The organism is Stenotrophomonas sp. YJH_SMC_131 (genome assembly GCF_059367975.1).
Genome location: NZ_JCAFRJ010000006.1, coordinates 152913 through 170098 on the forward strand (window position 1 = coordinate 152913; position 17186 = coordinate 170098).

The 17186-nt window shown below is 67.8% G+C and carries 12 protein-coding genes; 9 read left to right on the forward strand and 3 right to left on the reverse strand.

The features are described 5' to 3' along the window. Positions 1 to 158: 158 nt before the first annotated feature. From map to dapE, 6 genes are read left to right on the forward strand one after another with little or no spacing between them, the layout of a single operon-like run. Entirely contained in the window at positions 159 to 944 is a 786-nt protein-coding gene (gene map / locus AC5P56_RS14080; RefSeq protein WP_005412748.1) for a type I methionyl aminopeptidase, read from the forward strand. Between the two features lie 20 nt (positions 945 to 964). Further along, positions 965 to 3574, forward strand: a complete 2610-nt coding sequence (locus tag AC5P56_RS14085) for a [protein-PII] uridylyltransferase (RefSeq protein WP_445978323.1) — start codon at positions 965 to 967, stop codon at positions 3572 to 3574. Continuing rightward, positions 3574 to 4653: a 2,3,4,5-tetrahydropyridine-2,6-dicarboxylate N-succinyltransferase gene (gene dapD, locus AC5P56_RS14090; RefSeq protein ID WP_014646511.1), complete on the forward strand. Its 1080-nt coding sequence runs from the start codon at positions 3574 to 3576 to the stop codon at positions 4651 to 4653. Before AC5P56_RS14085 ends, dapD begins: the two co-directional genes overlap by 1 nt. Before the next feature lie 2 nt (positions 4654 to 4655). Next, positions 4656 to 5522: a hypothetical protein gene (locus AC5P56_RS14095; RefSeq protein ID WP_495231755.1), complete on the forward strand. Its 867-nt coding sequence runs from the start codon at positions 4656 to 4658 to the stop codon at positions 5520 to 5522. A 31-nt stretch (positions 5523 to 5553) separates the two neighbouring features. Next, on the forward strand, positions 5554 to 5925 hold the full coding sequence (locus AC5P56_RS14100) for an arsenate reductase (RefSeq protein ID WP_014646513.1): 372 nt from the start codon (positions 5554 to 5556) through the stop codon (positions 5923 to 5925). Next, complete coding sequence (gene dapE, locus AC5P56_RS14105) at positions 5922 to 7049, forward strand: succinyl-diaminopimelate desuccinylase (RefSeq protein ID WP_197574138.1); 1128 nt, start codon at positions 5922 to 5924, stop codon at positions 7047 to 7049. Before AC5P56_RS14100 ends, dapE begins: the two co-directional genes overlap by 4 nt. Positions 7050 to 7169: 120 nt before the next feature. Here the strand turns inward: dapE and AC5P56_RS14110 are convergent, their stop codons facing one another. Next, complete coding sequence (locus AC5P56_RS14110; protein ID WP_495202597.1) at positions 7170 to 8048, reverse strand: tetratricopeptide repeat protein; 879 nt, start codon at positions 8046 to 8048, stop codon at positions 7170 to 7172. Positions 8049 to 8386: 338 nt separating this feature from the next. Here AC5P56_RS14110 and asnB point away from each other — a divergent pair, with 338 nt between their 5' ends. Together asnB and AC5P56_RS14120 are read left to right on the forward strand one after the other, a co-directional pair. Beyond that, complete coding sequence (gene asnB / locus AC5P56_RS14115) at positions 8387 to 10078, forward strand: asparagine synthase B (RefSeq protein WP_049441563.1); 1692 nt, start codon at positions 8387 to 8389, stop codon at positions 10076 to 10078. Positions 10079 to 10179: 101 nt separating this feature from the next. Beyond that, the gene (locus AC5P56_RS14120; RefSeq protein ID WP_495231756.1) at positions 10180 to 11568 is read left to right on the forward strand and encodes a cation:proton antiporter domain-containing protein; all 1389 of its coding nucleotides are present in this window, start codon (positions 10180 to 10182) and stop codon (positions 11566 to 11568) included. A gap of 82 nt (positions 11569 to 11650) precedes the next feature. Here the strand turns inward: AC5P56_RS14120 and AC5P56_RS14125 are convergent, their stop codons facing one another. Further along, positions 11651 to 13978, reverse strand: a complete 2328-nt coding sequence (locus tag AC5P56_RS14125) for a penicillin acylase family protein (RefSeq protein ID WP_046429734.1) — start codon at positions 13976 to 13978, stop codon at positions 11651 to 11653. A gap of 123 nt (positions 13979 to 14101) precedes the next feature. On the opposite strand from AC5P56_RS14125, the gene bfr reads away from it, so the two are divergent. Next, entirely contained in the window at positions 14102 to 14590 is a 489-nt protein-coding gene (bfr, locus tag AC5P56_RS14130) for a bacterioferritin (protein ID WP_005408763.1), read from the forward strand. A gap of 318 nt (positions 14591 to 14908) precedes the next feature. Here bfr and parC read toward each other — a convergent pair whose 3' ends face one another. After that, on the reverse strand, positions 14909 to 17152 hold the full coding sequence (parC, locus tag AC5P56_RS14135; RefSeq protein WP_288494573.1) for a DNA topoisomerase IV subunit A: 2244 nt from the start codon (positions 17150 to 17152) through the stop codon (positions 14909 to 14911). Positions 17153 to 17186 lie beyond the last annotated feature (34 nt).

The window sequence follows — 17186 nt, forward strand, 5'->3', positions numbered from 1 at the left end:
TGGGTCCAGCTTAGGAGGCGTAAGTGTCTGTAATCCGTGATAAATAGGCAGGCGCAAGAGTGGAGGCCATCACGCTTTCACTTTCCTTGCCGGAATCGTGCATGGCCCGGATCGCCAGTTGGGCGGCGTTCGTTCAGATTGCGGCCGGATCGGCGATAATGGGTGCCATGAGCGTGAATCTGAAAACCCCGCAGGAAATCGAGATGATGCGCATCGCCGGCCGCCTGGCCAGCGAAGTGCTCGACATCGTCACCCCCCACGTCAAGCCCGGTGTCACCACCGAGGAACTGGACCGCATCTGCCACGACCACATCGTGAACGTGCAGGGTGCCATTCCGGCCAACGTCGGCTACCGCGGCTTCCCGAAGACCGTGTGCACCTCGGTCAACAATGTCATCTGCCACGGCATCCCCAGTGAAGGGAAGGTGCTCAAGGATGGCGACATCATCAATATCGACGTCACCGTCATCAAGGACGGCTGGCACGGCGACACCAGCCGCATGTACTTCGTCGGCACCCCGTCGGTGATGGCCCGCCGCCTGGTGGAAACCACTTACGAAGCGATGTGGCGCGGCATCCGTGCGGTGCGTCCGGGCGCCACCCTGGGCGACATCGGCCATGCCATCCAGAGCTACGCCGAAGGCGAGCGTTTCAGCGTGGTGCGCGAGTACTGCGGCCACGGCATCGGCAAGGTCTACCACGACGAGCCGCAGGTGGTGCATTACGGCCGCCCGGGCCAGGGCCTGGTGCTGCAGCCCGGCATGACCTTCACCATCGAGCCGATGATCAACGAGGGCACCCGCTACAACAAGGTGCTGCCGGATGGCTGGACCGTGGTGACCAAGGACCGCAAGCTGTCGGCGCAGTGGGAGCACATGATCGCGGTCACCGAGACCGGCGTGGACGTGCTGACCCTGTCGCCAGGCGAGTCGCAGGTTTCCTGAAGATGCTGCCGGCGAGTTCGCTGCTGGACACGCCGGCCGCGTCGCTCAACGACCCGGATTGGGCTGCTGCCGCGCGCCAGGCGCTGCAGCAGGCCGACGCGCGCCTGTACCGCCGCTTCGACCAGGGCGACAACATCGAGCGCCTGCTGGCGTTGCGCGCGCGCGCTGCCGACCATCTGATCCGCCTGGCCTGGCAGCGCTGCCTGCCGGCCGACAGCGGCCTGTCGCTGTTCGCGGTCGGCGGCTATGGCCGCGGTGAACTGTTCCCGCGTTCGGACATCGACCTGCTGGTGTTCGGCGATCCGCCGGCACAACTGGCGCACGAGGCGGCATTGGCGCGCCTGTTCGCGCTGCTGTGGGACTGCGGATTGGCTGTCAGCCATGCGGTGCGTTCTGCATTGCAGTGCCGGGAGGCGGCGGCTGACCAGACCGTGCTGACCGCGCTGATCGAGGCGCGCCCGATCCTGGCCGATGATGCTGCGCGCCGCGCGCTGCGCGAGGCGATCGACGACCGCGAACTGTGGCCGGCACGCGCCTTCTTCCTGGCCAAGCTGGAAGAGCTGCGCAACCGCCACCAGCGCTTCGGCGATACCGCCGACAACCTGGAGCCGGACCTGAAGGATGGCCCCGGCGGCCTGCGTGATCTCAATACGCTGGGCTGGATGGCGTTGCGTGCCTTCGGCGTGCGCGACCTGGAGGCCCTGGTCGGGCTTGGCCACCTGGGCGCCGACGAAGCCGCGGCGTTGAAGCGCGAACGTGCAGTGCTGGCGCGGTTGCGCTTCGGTCTGCACCTGGTCGCGCGCCGTCCGGAAGAGCGCCTGCGTTTCGATTACCAGAAGACCCTGGCCGCGCGGCTGGGCTTCGAAGACGATGCCGAGAACCTCGGCGTCGAGAAGATGATGCAGGGCTTCTACCGCGCCGCGCTGGTGGTGCGCCGGATCAGCGACCGGCTGCTGCAGCGCTTCGAGGAACAGTTCGACGGCGAGGCCCAGCCGGAGCCGCTGACCGTGGGTTTTTCCCTGCGCCGTGGTTACCTGGCCGCCAACGAGGCCGACTGGCCGCGCGGCGACATCGGCCAGGTGTTCGCCCTGTTTTCCAGCTGGGCCAACAACCCGCAGGTACGCGGCCTGCATTCGCTCACTGCGCGTGCACTGGCCGAGTCGCTGCCGCTGCTGCCGGCCTATGACCAGGCCGATGCCGATGCACGCGAGCAGTTCCTGGCCCTGCTGCGCGGCCAGCGTCCGGTCGATACGCTTTCGCGCATGGCGCGGCTGGGCGTGCTTGGCCAGTGGATTCCCGCGTTTGCCCAGGTCAGCGGGCGCATGCAGTTCGACCTGTTCCATGTCTATACGGTCGACCAGCACACGCTGATGGTCCTGCGCAACATCGGCCAGTTCGCCAGCAGCCGCGCCGACGAGCGCTTCTCGATCGCGCACGAAGTGTGGCCGCGCCTGCGCAAGCCGGAACTGCTGCTGCTGGCCGGCCTGTTCCATGACATCGCCAAGGGGCGCGGCGGCGACCACTCGGAGCTGGGTGCGGTGGACGCGCGCGCGTTCTGCCAGGCGCATGCGCTCAGTGGCACCGATACCGAGCTGGTGGCATGGCTGGTCGAACAGCACCTGCGCATGTCGGTGACCGCGCAGAAGCAGGACATCGCCGATCCGGTGGTGATCCATCGCTTCGCCACCCTGGTCGGCAGCCGCGACCGCCTGGATTACCTGTACCTGCTGACCTGTGCCGACATCGCCGGCACCAGCCCGAAACTGTGGAATGCCTGGAAGGACCGCCTGCTGGCCGATCTGTACTTTGCCACCCGGCGCGCGCTGCGCGAGGGGCTGGAGCACCCGGTACCGGCCGCCGAGCGCGTGGCCGAGGCACGTGACAGCGTGCGCGCACTGGTGCGCGAGCAGGGTTACGACGATGCCACCATCGACCGCCAGTTCGCGGTGATGCCGGATGAGGGCTTCATCCGCCTGCGCCCCGAGCAGCTGGCCTGGCAGGCCGCCGCACTGGTGCCGGTGAAGCAGGGCCAGGCGCTGGTGAAGGTGCGCCGGATCAGCGTCGACGACCCGGCGCTGGAAGTGTTCGTGCACTCGCCCGACCGTGATGGCCTGTTTGCCGCGATCGTGATGACCCTGGACCGCAAGGGCTACGGCATCCATCGCGCGCGCGTGCTGGACGGTCCGGCCGACACCATCTTCGATACCTTCGAAGTGAACCCGGCCGACACCTTTGCCGATGGCAGCAGTGCCAACCTGGAAGCGGCACTGCGCGAGGCACTCAGCGGTGACCTGTCGCGCCTGCGGCCGTCGCGCCGGGTGGTACCGCGGCAGCTGCGGCACTTCCGCTTCGCCCCGCGCATCGAGTTCCGCGATGAACCGGGCGCAACCCGATTTGCCCTGGTCGCACCCGACCGTCCCGGCCTGCTGGCCGATGTGGCGTTCGTGCTGCGCAACCAGGGCCTGCGCGTGCATGATGCGCGCATTGCCACGTTCGGCGAACGCGCCGAAGACACCTTCGTGATCAGTGACGAACACGACCTCCCCCTGACTGAACCTGCCCGGCAGCAGCTGCATGACGCGATGCTGGCCTGCCTGGACCCTGATCGAAACGCCGGAGACCCCGCCTGATGGCCACCAAGCCCGCCAAGAAGACCGCCGCGACCCCCAAGAGCGCAGCGGCCCGGAAACCCGCTGCTGCCGCACCGGCCGCGAAGAAGACTCCTGCGCCGAAGAAGGCCGCTGCGGTGAAGGCCCCGGCGAAGAAAACGGCTGCAGTGAAGCGTGCTGTGAAGAAGCCGGCCCCGGCCAGGAGCGCCGAAGCCGTCCGCGCCGAAACCATCGCCCGCAAGTCGCTGCGCAAGCCGTCGGCACCAGGCGTGGAAGAACTCAAGTTCGGCATCGAGAGCGCCTTCGAGCGCCGCGCCACCTTGACCCTGCACGAGCTGGAAGGGTCGACCAAGCCGCTGGTCAACCGCGTGATCGACGGCCTGGAGAGCGGTGAGTTCCGCGTCGCCGAGCCGGACGGCCAGGGCGGCTGGAAGGTCAATGAGTGGCTGAAGAAAGCCGTGCTGCTGTATTTCCGCGTCAACGACATGGCGGTGGTCGATGCACGCCCGGCGCCGTTCTGGGACAAGGTCGAATCGCGCTTCGCCGGCTATGACGAAGCGAAGTTCCGCCGTGGTGGCGTGCGCGTGGTGCCGGGCGCGATCGCCCGCCGCGGTACCTACTTCGGCAAGGACGTGGTGCTGATGCCGAGCTTCACCAACATCGGCGCCCATGTCGGCGAAGGCACCATGGTCGACACCTGGGCCACCGTCGGTTCCTGCGCGCAGATCGGCCAGCACTGCCATCTGTCCGGCGGCGCCGGCATCGGTGGCGTGCTGGAGCCGCTGCAGGCCAGCCCGACCATCATCGAGGACCACTGCTTCATCGGTGCGCGTTCGGAAGTGGTGGAAGGCGTGGTGGTCGGCCACCACAGCGTGATCGGCATGGGCGTGTTCCTCAGCCAGAGCACCCGCATCTACAACCGTGCCACCGGCGAGGTCACCTACGGCTACATTCCGCCGTACAGCGTGGTGGTGTCCGGCTCGCTGCCGAGCAAGGACGGTACCCATTCGCTGTATTGCGCGGTGATCGTCAAGCAGGTTGATGCCAAGACCCGCAGCAAGACCAGCGTCAACGACCTGCTGCGCGGCCTGGCTGACTGAAGATGACGGCGCCGGAGGATCTGGCGCAGTCCGCGATCTACCAGCATCCGTCCGACACCCTGTTCGGGCGGATGCTGCCGCGCCTGCTGCACGCTCCACGCTGGACCCGGCTGCGCCGCGCGCTGTCGCGGCGCTGGCCGATGCCGGCGCTGGTAAGCGATGTGCGCGACGTGGTCTACGTGAGCTGGTGGGTCGACGTACGCCAAGCGCCGATGCCACCACCAGGCCATCACTACGTGGTCCATGCCGGACGCATGCCCTACACCATCCTCAGCTACCGGCACGGCCACTTCGGGCCCGCGCTGGCCGGGCCGCTGCGCTCGCTGATGCCGTCTCCCAGGCAGAGCAACTGGCGCTGGTACCTGCGTCGTGACGACGATCGGGACGGGACGCCGGTGGTGCTGTTTGATCGCAACGTGATGGACCAGCTGGCCTTCGTCGCCGGCGCGCGCGCTTTCAGCGATGCCATGCAGCCGCATCTGTCGGTGCGCTTCGCGCACGTGGTGCGCGCCGATGGCGGTGGGTACACCCTGATCGAGGGCGGGCAGGGCAGTGCGCCGGCGCTGCACCTGCAGTGGCAGGGCGCTGCGGGCTGGGACGATGCCGGGTGGGCGGCGGCCTTCGGCGGCCACCAGGCCCTGCTGCGCTTGCTGACCTGCCAGGACGAGGCCATCGCCCGCACCTGCGACCAGCGCTGGGCCAGCACCCGCATTGCCCTGCCGGTGGACATCGCGCAGCTGCAACCGCTGCAGCTGGAAGGCGAACAGCAGTGCCCGCGCCTGCAGGCGATGGGCGTGGCGCTGCACGAGGGGCTGGCCTTCCAGCTGCCAAGGGTACCTTTCCGGGTCGTGTCCGAGCGCCTGTTGTGAGATTCTGGCCCTCTGTTTTCCAGCATCACAGATGGCCATGAGCACCACTGTCTACGGTTTGAAGAACTGCGATACCTGCAAGAAGGCGACCAGGTGGCTGGACCGCTTCGGCGTGCCGTACACCTTCGTCGACTACCGCGACAACAAACCCAGCCCGGAAATGCTGTTGGCGTGGGCCGCGCAGCTGGGTGGCCTGGCCGCGATGGTCAACAGGTCCTCCACCACCTGGCGGCAGCTGCCGGACAACCGCAAGGCCGCCGATTCCGAGGCCGAATGGAAGCTGCTGCTGCGCGAGTACCCGCAGCTGATCAAGCGCCCGCTGGTGGTCACGGCCGATGGCACGGTCAGCCAGGGCTTCAGCGACAACGGCTTCAAGGCCCGCTTCGGCGTGGGTGACGCATGAGCGCGGTGCTCGACCTGACCTGCGAGCTGATCGCGCGGCCCTCGGTGACGCCCGATGATGCCGGTTGCCAGGCGCTGCTGGCGGCACGCCTGAAGCAGGCCGGGTTCCAGTGCGATCACCTGCGGCTGGGTGAGGTCGACAACCTGTGGGCGACCCACGGCCAGGGCGCGCCGGTACTGGTGCTGCTGGGCCATACCGACGTGGTGCCGACGGGCCCTCGTGAGGCCTGGGCCAGCGATCCGTTCAGCCCGCAGATCCGCGATGGCGTGCTGTATGGCCGTGGCGCCGCCGACATGAAGGGCAGCGTGGCGGCGTTCGTGGTGGCCGCCGAGCAGTTCGTTGCCGCGCATCCTGATCATCACGGCACGCTGGCGGTGCTGCTGACCAGCGACGAGGAAGGCGACGCCATCGATGGCGTGCGCCACGTCGCACGCCTGTTCGCCGAACGCGGCCAGCGCATCGACTGGTGCATCACCGGCGAGCCGTCTTCGACTGCGACGCTGGGTGACCTGCTGCGCGTGGGGCGTCGCGGCAGCCTGTCGGCCAAGCTGCGCGTGCAGGGCGTGCAGGGCCACGTGGCGTATCCGGAGAAGGCACGCAACCCGATCCACCAGGCGGCGCCGGCCCTGGCCGAGCTGAGTGCGCGGCGCTGGGATGACGGCTACGAAAGTTTCCCGCCGACCAGCCTGCAGGTCTCCAACATCCATGCCGGTACCGGTGCCAACAACGTGATTCCCGGCGAGCTCGAGGTGGATTTCAACATCCGCTACAACCCGCACTGGGATGCACCGAAGCTGGAAGCGGAGATCACCGCGCTGCTGGAACGGCATGGCCTGCAGTACACGCTGAAGTGGCACCGCAGCGGCGAGCCGTTCTACACCCCGGAGGGCACGCTGCGCGCCACCGCGCGTGCGGTGCTGGCCGAGCACATCGGCCGTGCACCGGAAGAAAGCACCGGCGGCGGCACCTCCGATGCCCGCTTCATCGCGCCCTTGGGCGCGCAGTGCATCGAAGTGGGGCCGGTCAACGCCAGCATCCACCAAGTGGACGAGAACGTGCGCGTGGCCGATCTGGAGGCATTGCCGGGGCTGTACCAGCGGCTGGTGGAGCGGCTGCTGGCGTGAACCTGCGACGCTGGGTGCCGACCGTTGGTCGGCACGCCTTTCGCCGGCATTGCTTTCCTGTAGAGCCGAGCCATGCTCGGCTGCTTCTGCAGGGAATGCCAAGCCGAGCGTGGCTCGGCTCTACTCAGAAAAAATGAAGAACGGCGGCTCGACCGCTTTTTCCCAGTAGCTCGGCGCCGCCATGTAGAAGCGCTGCGCCTCGGCCCGGGCGAACCAGCGTGCGGCTGCGTCGGTGTCCTTCTCCACGCCCGGTGCACCGCGGCCCAGCAGCAGTCCGGCGAAGTACTGGCCGAACACATTGCCCTTCTCGCCGGCACGCTGGTACAGCTGCAGCGCACGTGCGGGATCGCGCGGCAGTCCCATGCCCTTTTCCAGCAGCGCGCCCAGGTCTACCTGCGCTTCGGCATCGCCACGCTCGGCGCGGCGCTGGATCTGCGCAACCAGTGGATGCACGGTGCCATCCTGTGCGGCCACCGCATCCGGTAGCCGTGACGATGAACTCGGGTAGCGCTCGTAGATCATTCCGCGCAGGTCCCAGCGCAGCGCCTGTTGCGCGTCGCCTCGCTGACGATAGGCCTTGGCGAGTTCGTAGAACGCATAGGGATTGCCGTGGTAGGCCGCCGCCAGGTAGGCGCGTTCGCCACGTCGCCAGGACGCGCGCAGCACCGGTGCCGGGTTGATGTGGGGGCTGTCGGCATGCCGCAGCGTGCCGGAGATCCAGATCCGTCCCAGTGCTTCTTCCGCCTTGGTGTTGTGGAAGGTCCAGGGTGTGACCGCGGCGGCACGCTCGTAGTAGGCGATGGCGCGTGGATCGTTGAAGCGCTCGAAGGTTTGCGCAGTGTCAAAGGCACCTTCGAAGCTGCCGTCGGTGCCGCGTTGTTCCAGGCCCTGCAGCTGGGCCGGCGGCAGGGGAGACGGTGGGGCCAGGGTCTGGCAGGCGACCAGGCCCAGGCAGAGCAGGGCGGCCAGCGCCACGTTGCGTCCAGTGCGGTGTTGCATTTCCATTACACGTTTCACGGCGCGCCATTATGCGCGCCGGGGAGTGGTTGCCAACGCAACGGTTGCGCTGCGCCGGAAAGCGGGGTAGGGTCAATGCCATGTCGATCCGCCTGGCCACCGCCGTCAATAACAACAACCGCAATAATCTGCGCGCGAATAATCGTGCGCGGCCGATGCGGGACTGCGCCCTGGGTAGATAGACAGCAACACACGCCCGGACACCAGAAAACCCGCATCGGTCGATGCGGGTTTTTTTGTGCCCGGGCGTAGTCCCACCCGGGCCTGGATGGCCGGTCGAACACCCTCCCACCCGTGAAATCCCCAACAGGAGCTCCCCCATGTGTTCGATCTTCGGAATCTTCGGCCTGCAGGCCGGTGACGATCTTCCCGCCCTGCGCCGGCACGCGCTGGAACTGTCGCAACGCCAGCGCCACCGTGGCCCGGACTGGAGCGGCGTGTACCTCGACGAAGGTGCGCTGCTGGTCCATGAACGGCTGGCCATCGTCGATCCGGCCGGTGGTTCGCAGCCGCTGCTGTCGGCCGATGGCCAGCTGGCGCTGGCGGTGAACGGCGAGATCTACAACCACCAGGCGTTGAAGGCGGCGCTGACCACCACCTACGACTTCCAGACCGGCTCGGACTGCGAGGTGATCAACGCGCTCTACCGCCAGGGCGGCGCGCCGGCGCAGTGGCTGGAACAGCTCAACGGCATCTTCGCCTTCGCGCTGTGGGACCGTGACAGTGGACGCGTGCTGGTGGCGCGCGACCCGGTGGGCGTGGTGCCGCTGTACTGGGGCCACGATGCCCAGGGGCGCTTGCGCGTGGCCTCGGAAATGAAGGCGCTGGTCGATACCTGTGCCGATGTCGCGCAGTTCCCGCCGGGCCACTATTTCGACAGTGCCAGCGGTGAGCTGGTGCGCTACTACCAGCAACCGTGGCGCGACTACGCCGACGTGCAGGGCCGCCGGGCCGATCTGGCTGAACTGCGCCAGGCGTTCGAGCATGCGGTGGAGCGCCAGCTGATGAGCGATGTGCCTTATGGCGTGCTGCTGTCCGGTGGCCTGGACTCGTCGCTGGTGGCGGCGGTGGCCGCGCGCTATGCACGTCGTCGCATCGAGGATGGGGGACAGACCGAAGCCTGGTGGCCGCGCCTGCACTCGTTCGCGATCGGCTTGAAGGGCTCGCCCGATCTGGCCGCCGCAGCGATCGCCGCCGAAGCGCTGGGCACCGTGCATCACGGTTTCGAGTACACGTTCGAGGAAGGCCTCGATGCGCTGCCGGAGGTGATCCGCCACATCGAGACCTACGACGTCACCACCATCCGCGCATCGACGCCGATGTTCCTGCTGGCGCGGCGGATCAAGGCGATGGGCGTGAAAATGGTGCTCTCCGGCGAGGGCAGCGACGAGATCTTCGGTGGCTACCTGTACTTCCACAAGGCACCGGATGCGCGTGAATTCCACGACGAGCTGGTACGCAAGCTCGACGCCCTGCACAACTACGACTGCCTGCGCGCCAACAAGTCGATGATGGCCTGGGGCGTGGAGCCGCGCGTGCCGTTCCTTGACCGTGAGTTCCTCGATGTGGCGATGCGCTTCGATGCCGCGCACAAGATGGTCGGTGCCGGTTTTGGCGGCCGCCGTATCGAGAAGGCCGTGTTGCGCGAGGCGTTCGACGGCTACCTGCCGGACAGCATCCTGTGGCGGCAGAAGGAACAGTTCAGCGATGGCGTGGGCTATGGCTGGATCGATGGGCTGAAGGCACATGCCGAGGCGCAGGTGAGCGACCGTGTACTGGCGGCCGCCGACAAGCGCTTCCCGCACAACCCGCCGCAGACCAAGGAGGCGTACTACTACCGCCACCTGTTCGAGCAGTTCTTCCCGAGCCGGGCAGCGGCCGAGACCGTGCCGGGAGGCAAGTCGATCGCCTGTTCGTCGCCCGCGGCCATCGCCTGGGACGCCAGCTTCGCCGCGGCGGCAGATCCCTCCGGTCGCGCGATCGCCGGCGTGCACGAGCAGGCACTGGCCTGAGCACCCCCAAAAGGGGACGGAGGGGATTAAGTCGTTTGTGGCACAAACGACTTAATCCCCTCCGTCCCCTTTTTGTATGATCGCCCCCTGCGCATTGGGGAATGTTCATGGACGTACAGGCAGGCGGCAACGCGCCGCCCACGAAATGGGGATGGCGCTACCTGGCGTGGGCCGGGGTTCCGTTGCTGGCTGGCGTGCTGCTGGCGCGGTATGCCGGGCCGGCGGCGCCCGAGGCGGTTGCCCATGCCTCCGTCGCCGCCGAAGGCGGCTGGGTGCAGCATCTGGCGTCTCCGCTGGGCCTGTTCCTGCTGCAGCTGCTGGTACTGCTGCTGGTGGCCAAGGGCGCGGGGGCGCTGCTCAAGCGCATGGGACAGCCGGCGGTGATCGGCGAAATGGCCGCTGGCCTGATGATGGGGCCGCTGGTGCTTGGCAGCCTGCTGCCGCAGCTGCATGGTGCGCTGTTCCCGGCCAGTTCGCTGGGCCCGCTGGGCATGCTCAGCCAGCTGGGCGTGCTGATGTTCCTGCTGGTGGCCGGTGCCGAACTGGACCTGGCGGCGCTGCGTGGCCGCCGGCGTTTCGCCTTTACCGTCAGCCATGCCGGCATTGCAGTGCCGTTCGTGCTCGGCGTCGCCTTGGCGATCTGGCTGTATCCGCAGCATGGCCCACAGGGTGTGGGCTTCACCGCATTCGCACTTTTCGTAGGCATCTCGATGAGCATCACGGCCTTCCCCGTGCTGCTGCGCATCCTGGCCGACCGCGGGATCACACAGACGCCGCTGGGGCAGACCGCGATCGCCTGCGCTGCCTTGGGCGATGCCACCGCGTGGTGCCTGCTGGCGCTGATCGTGGCTGCCGCCCAGGCCAGCGGCTGGTTGCCGGCCAGCATCAACCTGGTGTGCGTGGTCGCGTTCGTGGCGCTGATGCTGGGGCTGGTGAAGCCGTGGTTCGCGCGCCGGCAGATTGCGCCGGGCCGTGAGGGGCGCTGGCTGCTCGGCATCCTGCTGCTGTCGCTGGGCAGTGCGCTGGTCACCGAGATGCTGGGCATCCACGCGCTGTTCGGCGCGTTCGCTGCGGGTGTCGCGGTATCGTCCAACGCGCAGCTGCGTGACCTGCTGATGGCCCGTGTCGAGCCGTTCGCGGTCACGCTGCTGCTGCCGTTGTTCTTCGCCATGACCGGGCTGCGCATGCGCGCCGATGCGCTGCAGGCCAGCGACATCGTGCTGTGCGTGGTGGTGATCGCGTTGGCCACGACGGGCAAGCTGCTGGGCACCTTCAGTGCCGCGCGCAGTGCCGGCATGCCCACGCGCGAAGCGTGGCGGCTGGGCGCGCTGATGAACACCCGCGGCCTGATGGAGCTGATCGTGCTCAACCTGGGGTATGAGCTGGGCCTGCTCGGTGACCGCCTGTTCGCGGTGCTGGTGATCATGGCACTGGTGACCACGGCGATGACCGGGCCGCTGCTGAACCTGATCGAACGGCGCAGGGCCTGAGCGTTGAACGGTAGTGCCGGCCGCTGGCCGGCAACCTGATGATGCTGGACACACCTGCATGGATGCCGGCCAGCGGCCGGCACTACCGCGCTGGCACCAGTGTCATCACGTGCTGCGTCTTGCCCGGCAGGAACGGTGTCGGGCGCCCATGCACCCAGTCCTCGTGGCCGGCACCCCAGTACGGTGACAGCGGATGGCCGCTCTGGCCGCCGGGCATGTGCACGATGCCGTCGGCCTCGTGGCCGGGCGAGACCACCATGCGCTCGGAGGCGCCGAAGTTCGGCGTCTGCACGCGCGGCATGTCCCGGTCGCCGGGCAGGCGGTCGGCGGGCATGCACAGCCAGCGCTTGGCGATGTCCGGCAGCGCCCGTGCGATGGGGTGGCAGATCGCCGCGGTATTGCGTTCACCCCAGCTGCGCTTGGCCAGCGGCCCCTGCTTGGCCAGCTCACCCTCGGTACGGCGGGCGGCGTCGATCAGCAGCGCATCCCAGCTGTCGAAGGCCGGTGGCAGCAGGTTGGCCGGGCGCTGTTCCAGCATCGGCCAGGCCACGCCTTCCAGCTGTGCCAGGCGTGGGTCCAGGTAGGCATCGCCCAGCTGCGCGTTGGCCGGGGCCAGCAGTGCATCGGACAGCGTGGCCATGACCTGCGTGCGGAATTCACGCACCACCCGGTAGCTGACCGAACTGGCCGAGGCGCGCCCGCCCCATTGATGGCTGGCCTCCTTCAAACGCTTCAGCGCAGGGTCGTCACTGCGTTCGATGACGTCGTGCAGCAGAGCCCACCAGCGCTGCAGGAACACCGCGCGGTCGTCGAGCTGGATCGCCAGCAGGTCGTGCTCGTCGAAGCGCTCCTGGATTGCCAGCAGGTCGCGGATCTGCCGCGCCCGCGCACCCAGGTCATAGCCGCCGTTGCCGACGCTGGCGAGTGCCTCGCCGTCGAGGACGCGTCCATTGGCGGTCCACAGGCGATGGTTGGGGGGATCGATCAATGCCGGCGAGGCATCGCTGCGGATCGGCCACGGCGCGCAGCCCTGGTTGCTGGCGGCATTGAAGCCGGCCGGTGCACAGCCGGGGCCGCGGTCCGGGCGAGCGCCGATCAGGCGCCAGGCAATGCGCCCGCTGCGATCACCGACCACCAGGTTCTGTGCGGGGATGCCGGCACGGTCGGCGAAGTGCAGTGCACCGTCGAGGTCACCGGCGCGGGCCAGGTCAGCGAAATCCAGGCGTACGGCACCGGGCAGGTGTGCGACCCAGCGCAGGGCGTCGCCACTGCCATCGGCATGGGTATGCAGGATCGGCCCCCAGTCGGTTTCGCGCACCGCGAACAGCACGTCGGCCTGGCCGGCCACGGCGATGCGCTCTTCGTGCACGGTCACGGCGGCGTTGGCCGGTTCCGTGCGATAGTCCGCCGTGTCGATGTAGCTGTTGGTGAAGCCCCAGGCGACGTGCCCGTTGCTGCCGACGATCACCGCCGGCAGGCCCGGCAGGGAGAAGCCGGTGACATCGACCTGGCCGCCGGCGGCCTGCGGGTCGGGGTAGCGCAGGCGCACGCGGAACCACAGGCCGGGTGCACGCAGGCCCAGGTGCATGTCGTCGGCAACGATGGCGCGGCCGTCGGCGGTAAGCGCCCCGGCCACCGCGAAGTTGTTGCTGCCGATGACGTCGCCCTCTTCCTGCTCAGTGCCCGTTTTTCCCTTCAATGTGCGCAGGTCCAGCTGGCTGGCATCGGGCAGGGCGGCGTTGCCGGTGGGTTCGCCAAACAGCGGCGCATCCCATTCGGTGCCGTCGTGGGCGATCAGCGCGTACAGCGCCGGCGGCACCACTGCGCGGATGCGGCTGAGCGCAAGCTCGGTCTGGTTGCCGGGGTCCTGCAGGTCGGCATACATGGCCAGCCCGGTCAGCACGCTGTCGCTGGCCTGCCACGGTTGTGGTGATTGCCGCAGCAGCAGGTAGGCCCATGGGCGCACGGAGAGATCGGCCAGGCCTTCGTTGACGCCATCCACGTAGGCGCGCACGGCCGTGCCGTTGTCGCCCAGTGCGGCCTGCAGATTCGCCTCGGTGCGTGCACGCAGCCGGTGCACGCGCATGCGCTTGTCGGCGTCGATGGCCTTCGGCCCGAACAGCGCCGACAGCTCGCCAGCGGCACTGCGGCGCATCAGGTCCATCTCGAAATAACGTTCCTGCGCGTGTACGCGGCCGAGCGCACGCATCGCGTCGGCCTGGCTGCCGGCAGTGATGGTGACCACGCCCAGCCCATCGCGCTCGATGGTGACCGGCTTGGCCAGCCCCGGCAGCGCATGCTCGCCGTCCAGGTCGGCCAGGCTGCCGCGCAGCAGCAGCCACAGCACCAGTGCGGTGACCAGCACGATGGCGATCAACACGCCCAGCACCCAACGCCATGTACGTCGCATCGCACGTCCTTTCCGAACTCGTGGGCCGATTGTAGCCGCAGGCGCAACTGCGACTGATTCCGATTAGATCACCGTATTTTGAAATGCGGCACCCTATGCCGCATCGATTCACAGGAGCCCCCCATGAAAGGCAACCCGGACGTCATCGCCTGCCTGAAGGAACTGCTGCGCGGCGAGCTTGCTGCGCGCGACCAGTACTTCATCCATTCCCGCCGCTACGAGGACCAGGGCCTGTTCGCGCTGTACGAGCGCCTGAACCACGAGATGGAAGAGGAAACCCAGCATGCCGATGCGCTGCTGCGCCGGATCCTGTTCCTGGGTGGCGACCCGGACATGCGCCCGCATGCCACCGAGCCGGGCAAGACCGTGGAGGAGATGCTGCAGAAGGATCTCGATACTGAATACGCCGTTCGGAACAATCTCGCCGCCGGCATGAAGCTGTGCGAGGAGAAGGGCGATTACGTGAGCCGCGACATCCTGCTGGCGCAGCTGAAGGACACCGAGGAAGACCACGCCTGGTGGCTGGAGCAGCAGCTGGGCCTGATCAAGCGCATCGGCCTGGAGCTGTACCAGCTGAGCAAGATCGACGGCAACGGCGCCCCGGCGCACTGAGCGGGCATCGTTTTTGTAGAGCCGAGCCAATGCTCGGCTGCCTTCCGGTAGAGCCGACCGCTGGTCGGCTGCTCTGCAGAAAGCAGCCGACCAGCGGTCGGCTCTACCAGGAGCCAAAAGCAGCCGACCAGCGGTCGGCTCCACCAGCAGCACAGCGTTCTGTCGCCCGCCAGCACCGGAGCACCGCCAGCCAGCCTTCGCCCGCCAGCCGCTCCACCGCCCGCCAGCCGACAACGAAAAAGCCGGGGAATGCCCCGGCTTTTTCGTGCCTGGGGTCAGAGCCCTTTCCCATGGAAAGGGATCCGACCCCCGTACCTCTTATTCCACCGACAGCCCTTCCACCTTCTGCCAGCCGCGCGGCAGCAGGTGGCCGCGGGTGGCACGGGCGCCGAGGTAGGCGTCGAGCTCGTTGAACTTCAGGCCCATGGTGCGCTGGCCGCTGCGCACCTGCAGGGTCTGCCCCGGGCTGATCGCCACGATGGCGACCACGCGTTCAGTGGCGAGCTTGGCCTTCGGGATCTCGATGATCTTGTTGCCCTTGCCCTTGTCCAGTTCCGGCAGGTCGTTGGCGGCGATCGCCAGCAGGTTGCCGGAACTGGTCACCGCCACGATGCGGTCGGTGGCCACGTTGGCGACCATCGACGGGGTGAGCACCGACGAGCCGGACGACAGGTTCAGCATCGCCTTGCCGGCCTTGTTGCGACCGATCAGGTTCTCGAAGCGGGTGACGAAGCCGTAGCCGTGGCTGGAGGCCAGCACGAAGCGGGCATCCGGCTCGGCACTGGCCAGGGTCACGAAGCTGGTACCCGCTGCCGGCGAGAAGCGGCCGGTCAGCGGCTCACCATTGCCACGCGCGGAGGGCAGGGTGTGCACCGGCGTCGAGTAGGCGCGGCCCTCGCTGTCGAGGAACGCGACCTGCTGGGTGCTGCGCGCACGCACTGCGCCCTGCAGGGCGTCGCCATCGCGGTAGGACAGGGCGGACGCATCGACGTCGTGGCCCTTGGCCGCTCGGATCCAGCCCTTCTCCGACAGCACCACGGTCATCGGCTCGCTCGGCACCAGCTCGGTCTCGTCGATGGCCTGCGCGGCCTGGCGCTGCACCAGCGGCGAGCGGCGTGCGTCGCCGAACTTCCTGGCGTCGGCGGTCAGTTCGTCGCGGATCAGCTTCTTCAGCTTGGCCTTGCTGTCGAGGATGCCGAGGATCTTCTCGCGCTCCTTGGCCAGCTCGTCCTGCTCGCCACGGATCTTCATCTCTTCCAGGCGGGCCAGCTGCTTCAGCTTGGTTTCCAGGATGTACTCGGCCTGTTCCTCGGACAGGCCGAAGCGCGCGATCAGCGCGGCCTTCGGTTCGTCCTCGGTACGGATGATGTGGATCACCTCGTCCAGGTTGAGGAAGGCGACCAGCAGGCCTTCCAGCAGGTGCAGGCGGCGCTCGACCTTCTGCAGGCGGTGCTGCAGGCGGCGGGTGACGGTGTTGCTGCGGAAGGTCAGCCATTCGCTGAGCAGCATCTTCAGGTTCTTCACCTGCGGACGCCCATCCAGCCCGATCACGTTGAGGTTGACGCGGTAGCTGCGCTCCAGGTCCGTGGTCGCGAACAGGTGGCCCATCAGCTGGTCGGCGTCGACGCGGTTGGAACGTGGCACCAGCACCACGCGCACCGGGTTGGCGTGGTCGGATTCATCGCGGATGTCTTCCAGCCACGGCAGCTTCTTGGCGCGCATCTGCGCGGCGATCTGCTCGATCACCTTCGACGGCGACACCTGGAACGGCAGCGCCGTCACCACGATGTTGCTGGCCTCCTTGGTGAAGGTCGCACGTGCACGCACGCTGCCGTTGCCGGTCTCGTAGATGTTCCGCAGGTCGTTGGCCGAGGTGATGATCTCGGCGCTGGACGGATAGTCCGGACCCTGCACGTGCTCGCACAGGTCGCGCACGCTGGCATCGGGGTTGTCCAGCAGGTGCAGCAGTGCGCTGACGATCTCGTTGAGATTGTGCGGCGGCACGTCGGTGGCCATGCCCACGGCGATGCCGGTGGTGCCGTTGAGCAGCAGGTGCGGCAGCCGTGCCGGCATCCAGGTCGGCTCCTGCAGGGTGCCGTCGAAGTTCGGTGCCCAGTCGGTGGTGCCCTGGCCCAGTTCGCCCAGCAGCACTTCGGCGATCGGGGTCAGCTTGGATTCGGTGTAACGCATCGCCGCGAACGACTTCGGGTCGTCGCTGGAGCCGAAGTTGCCCTGGCCCTCGATCAGCGGATAGCGGTACGAGAACGGCTGTGCCATCAGCACCAGGGCCTCGTAGCACGCGCTGTCGCCGTGCGGGTGGTACTTGCCGATGACGTCACCGACGGTGCGCGCGGACTTCTTCGGTTTGGACGCGGCATTCAGGCCCAGCTCGCTCATCGAATAGATGATGCGGCGCTGCACCGGCTTCAGGCCGTCGCCGATGAACGGCAGGGCGCGGTCCAGGACCACATACATCGAGTAGTCGAGGTAGGCGCGTTCGGCGTACTCGCGCAGCGGCAGTTGTTCGAATCCGTGGAACACGGGGCGGGCAAGTTCGGTCATGCGGCGTTGTTACCTGTTGTCGGGAGGCGGCGAC

Coding starts and splice junctions, on each gene's coding strand:
- map (WP_005412748.1), top strand. CDS start 159: ATGGGTGCCATGAGCGTGAATCTGAAAACCCCGCAGGAAATCGAGATG.
- dapD (WP_014646511.1), top strand. CDS start 3,574: ATGGCCACCAAGCCCGCCAAGAAGACCGCCGCGACCCCCAAGAGCGCA.
- AC5P56_RS14095 (WP_495231755.1), top strand. CDS start 4,656: ATGACGGCGCCGGAGGATCTGGCGCAGTCCGCGATCTACCAGCATCCG.
- AC5P56_RS14100 (WP_014646513.1), top strand. CDS start 5,554: ATGGCCATGAGCACCACTGTCTACGGTTTGAAGAACTGCGATACCTGC.
- dapE (WP_197574138.1), top strand. CDS start 5,922: ATGAGCGCGGTGCTCGACCTGACCTGCGAGCTGATCGCGCGGCCCTCG.
- AC5P56_RS14110 (WP_495202597.1), bottom strand. CDS start 8,048: ATGCAACACCGCACTGGACGCAACGTGGCGCTGGCCGCCCTGCTCTGC.
- asnB (WP_049441563.1), top strand. CDS start 8,387: ATGTGTTCGATCTTCGGAATCTTCGGCCTGCAGGCCGGTGACGATCTT.
- AC5P56_RS14120 (WP_495231756.1), top strand. CDS start 10,180: ATGTTCATGGACGTACAGGCAGGCGGCAACGCGCCGCCCACGAAATGG.
- AC5P56_RS14125 (WP_046429734.1), bottom strand. CDS start 13,978: ATGCGACGTACATGGCGTTGGGTGCTGGGCGTGTTGATCGCCATCGTG.
- bfr (WP_005408763.1), top strand. CDS start 14,102: ATGAAAGGCAACCCGGACGTCATCGCCTGCCTGAAGGAACTGCTGCGC.
- parC (WP_288494573.1), bottom strand. CDS start 17,152: ATGACCGAACTTGCCCGCCCCGTGTTCCACGGATTCGAACAACTGCCG.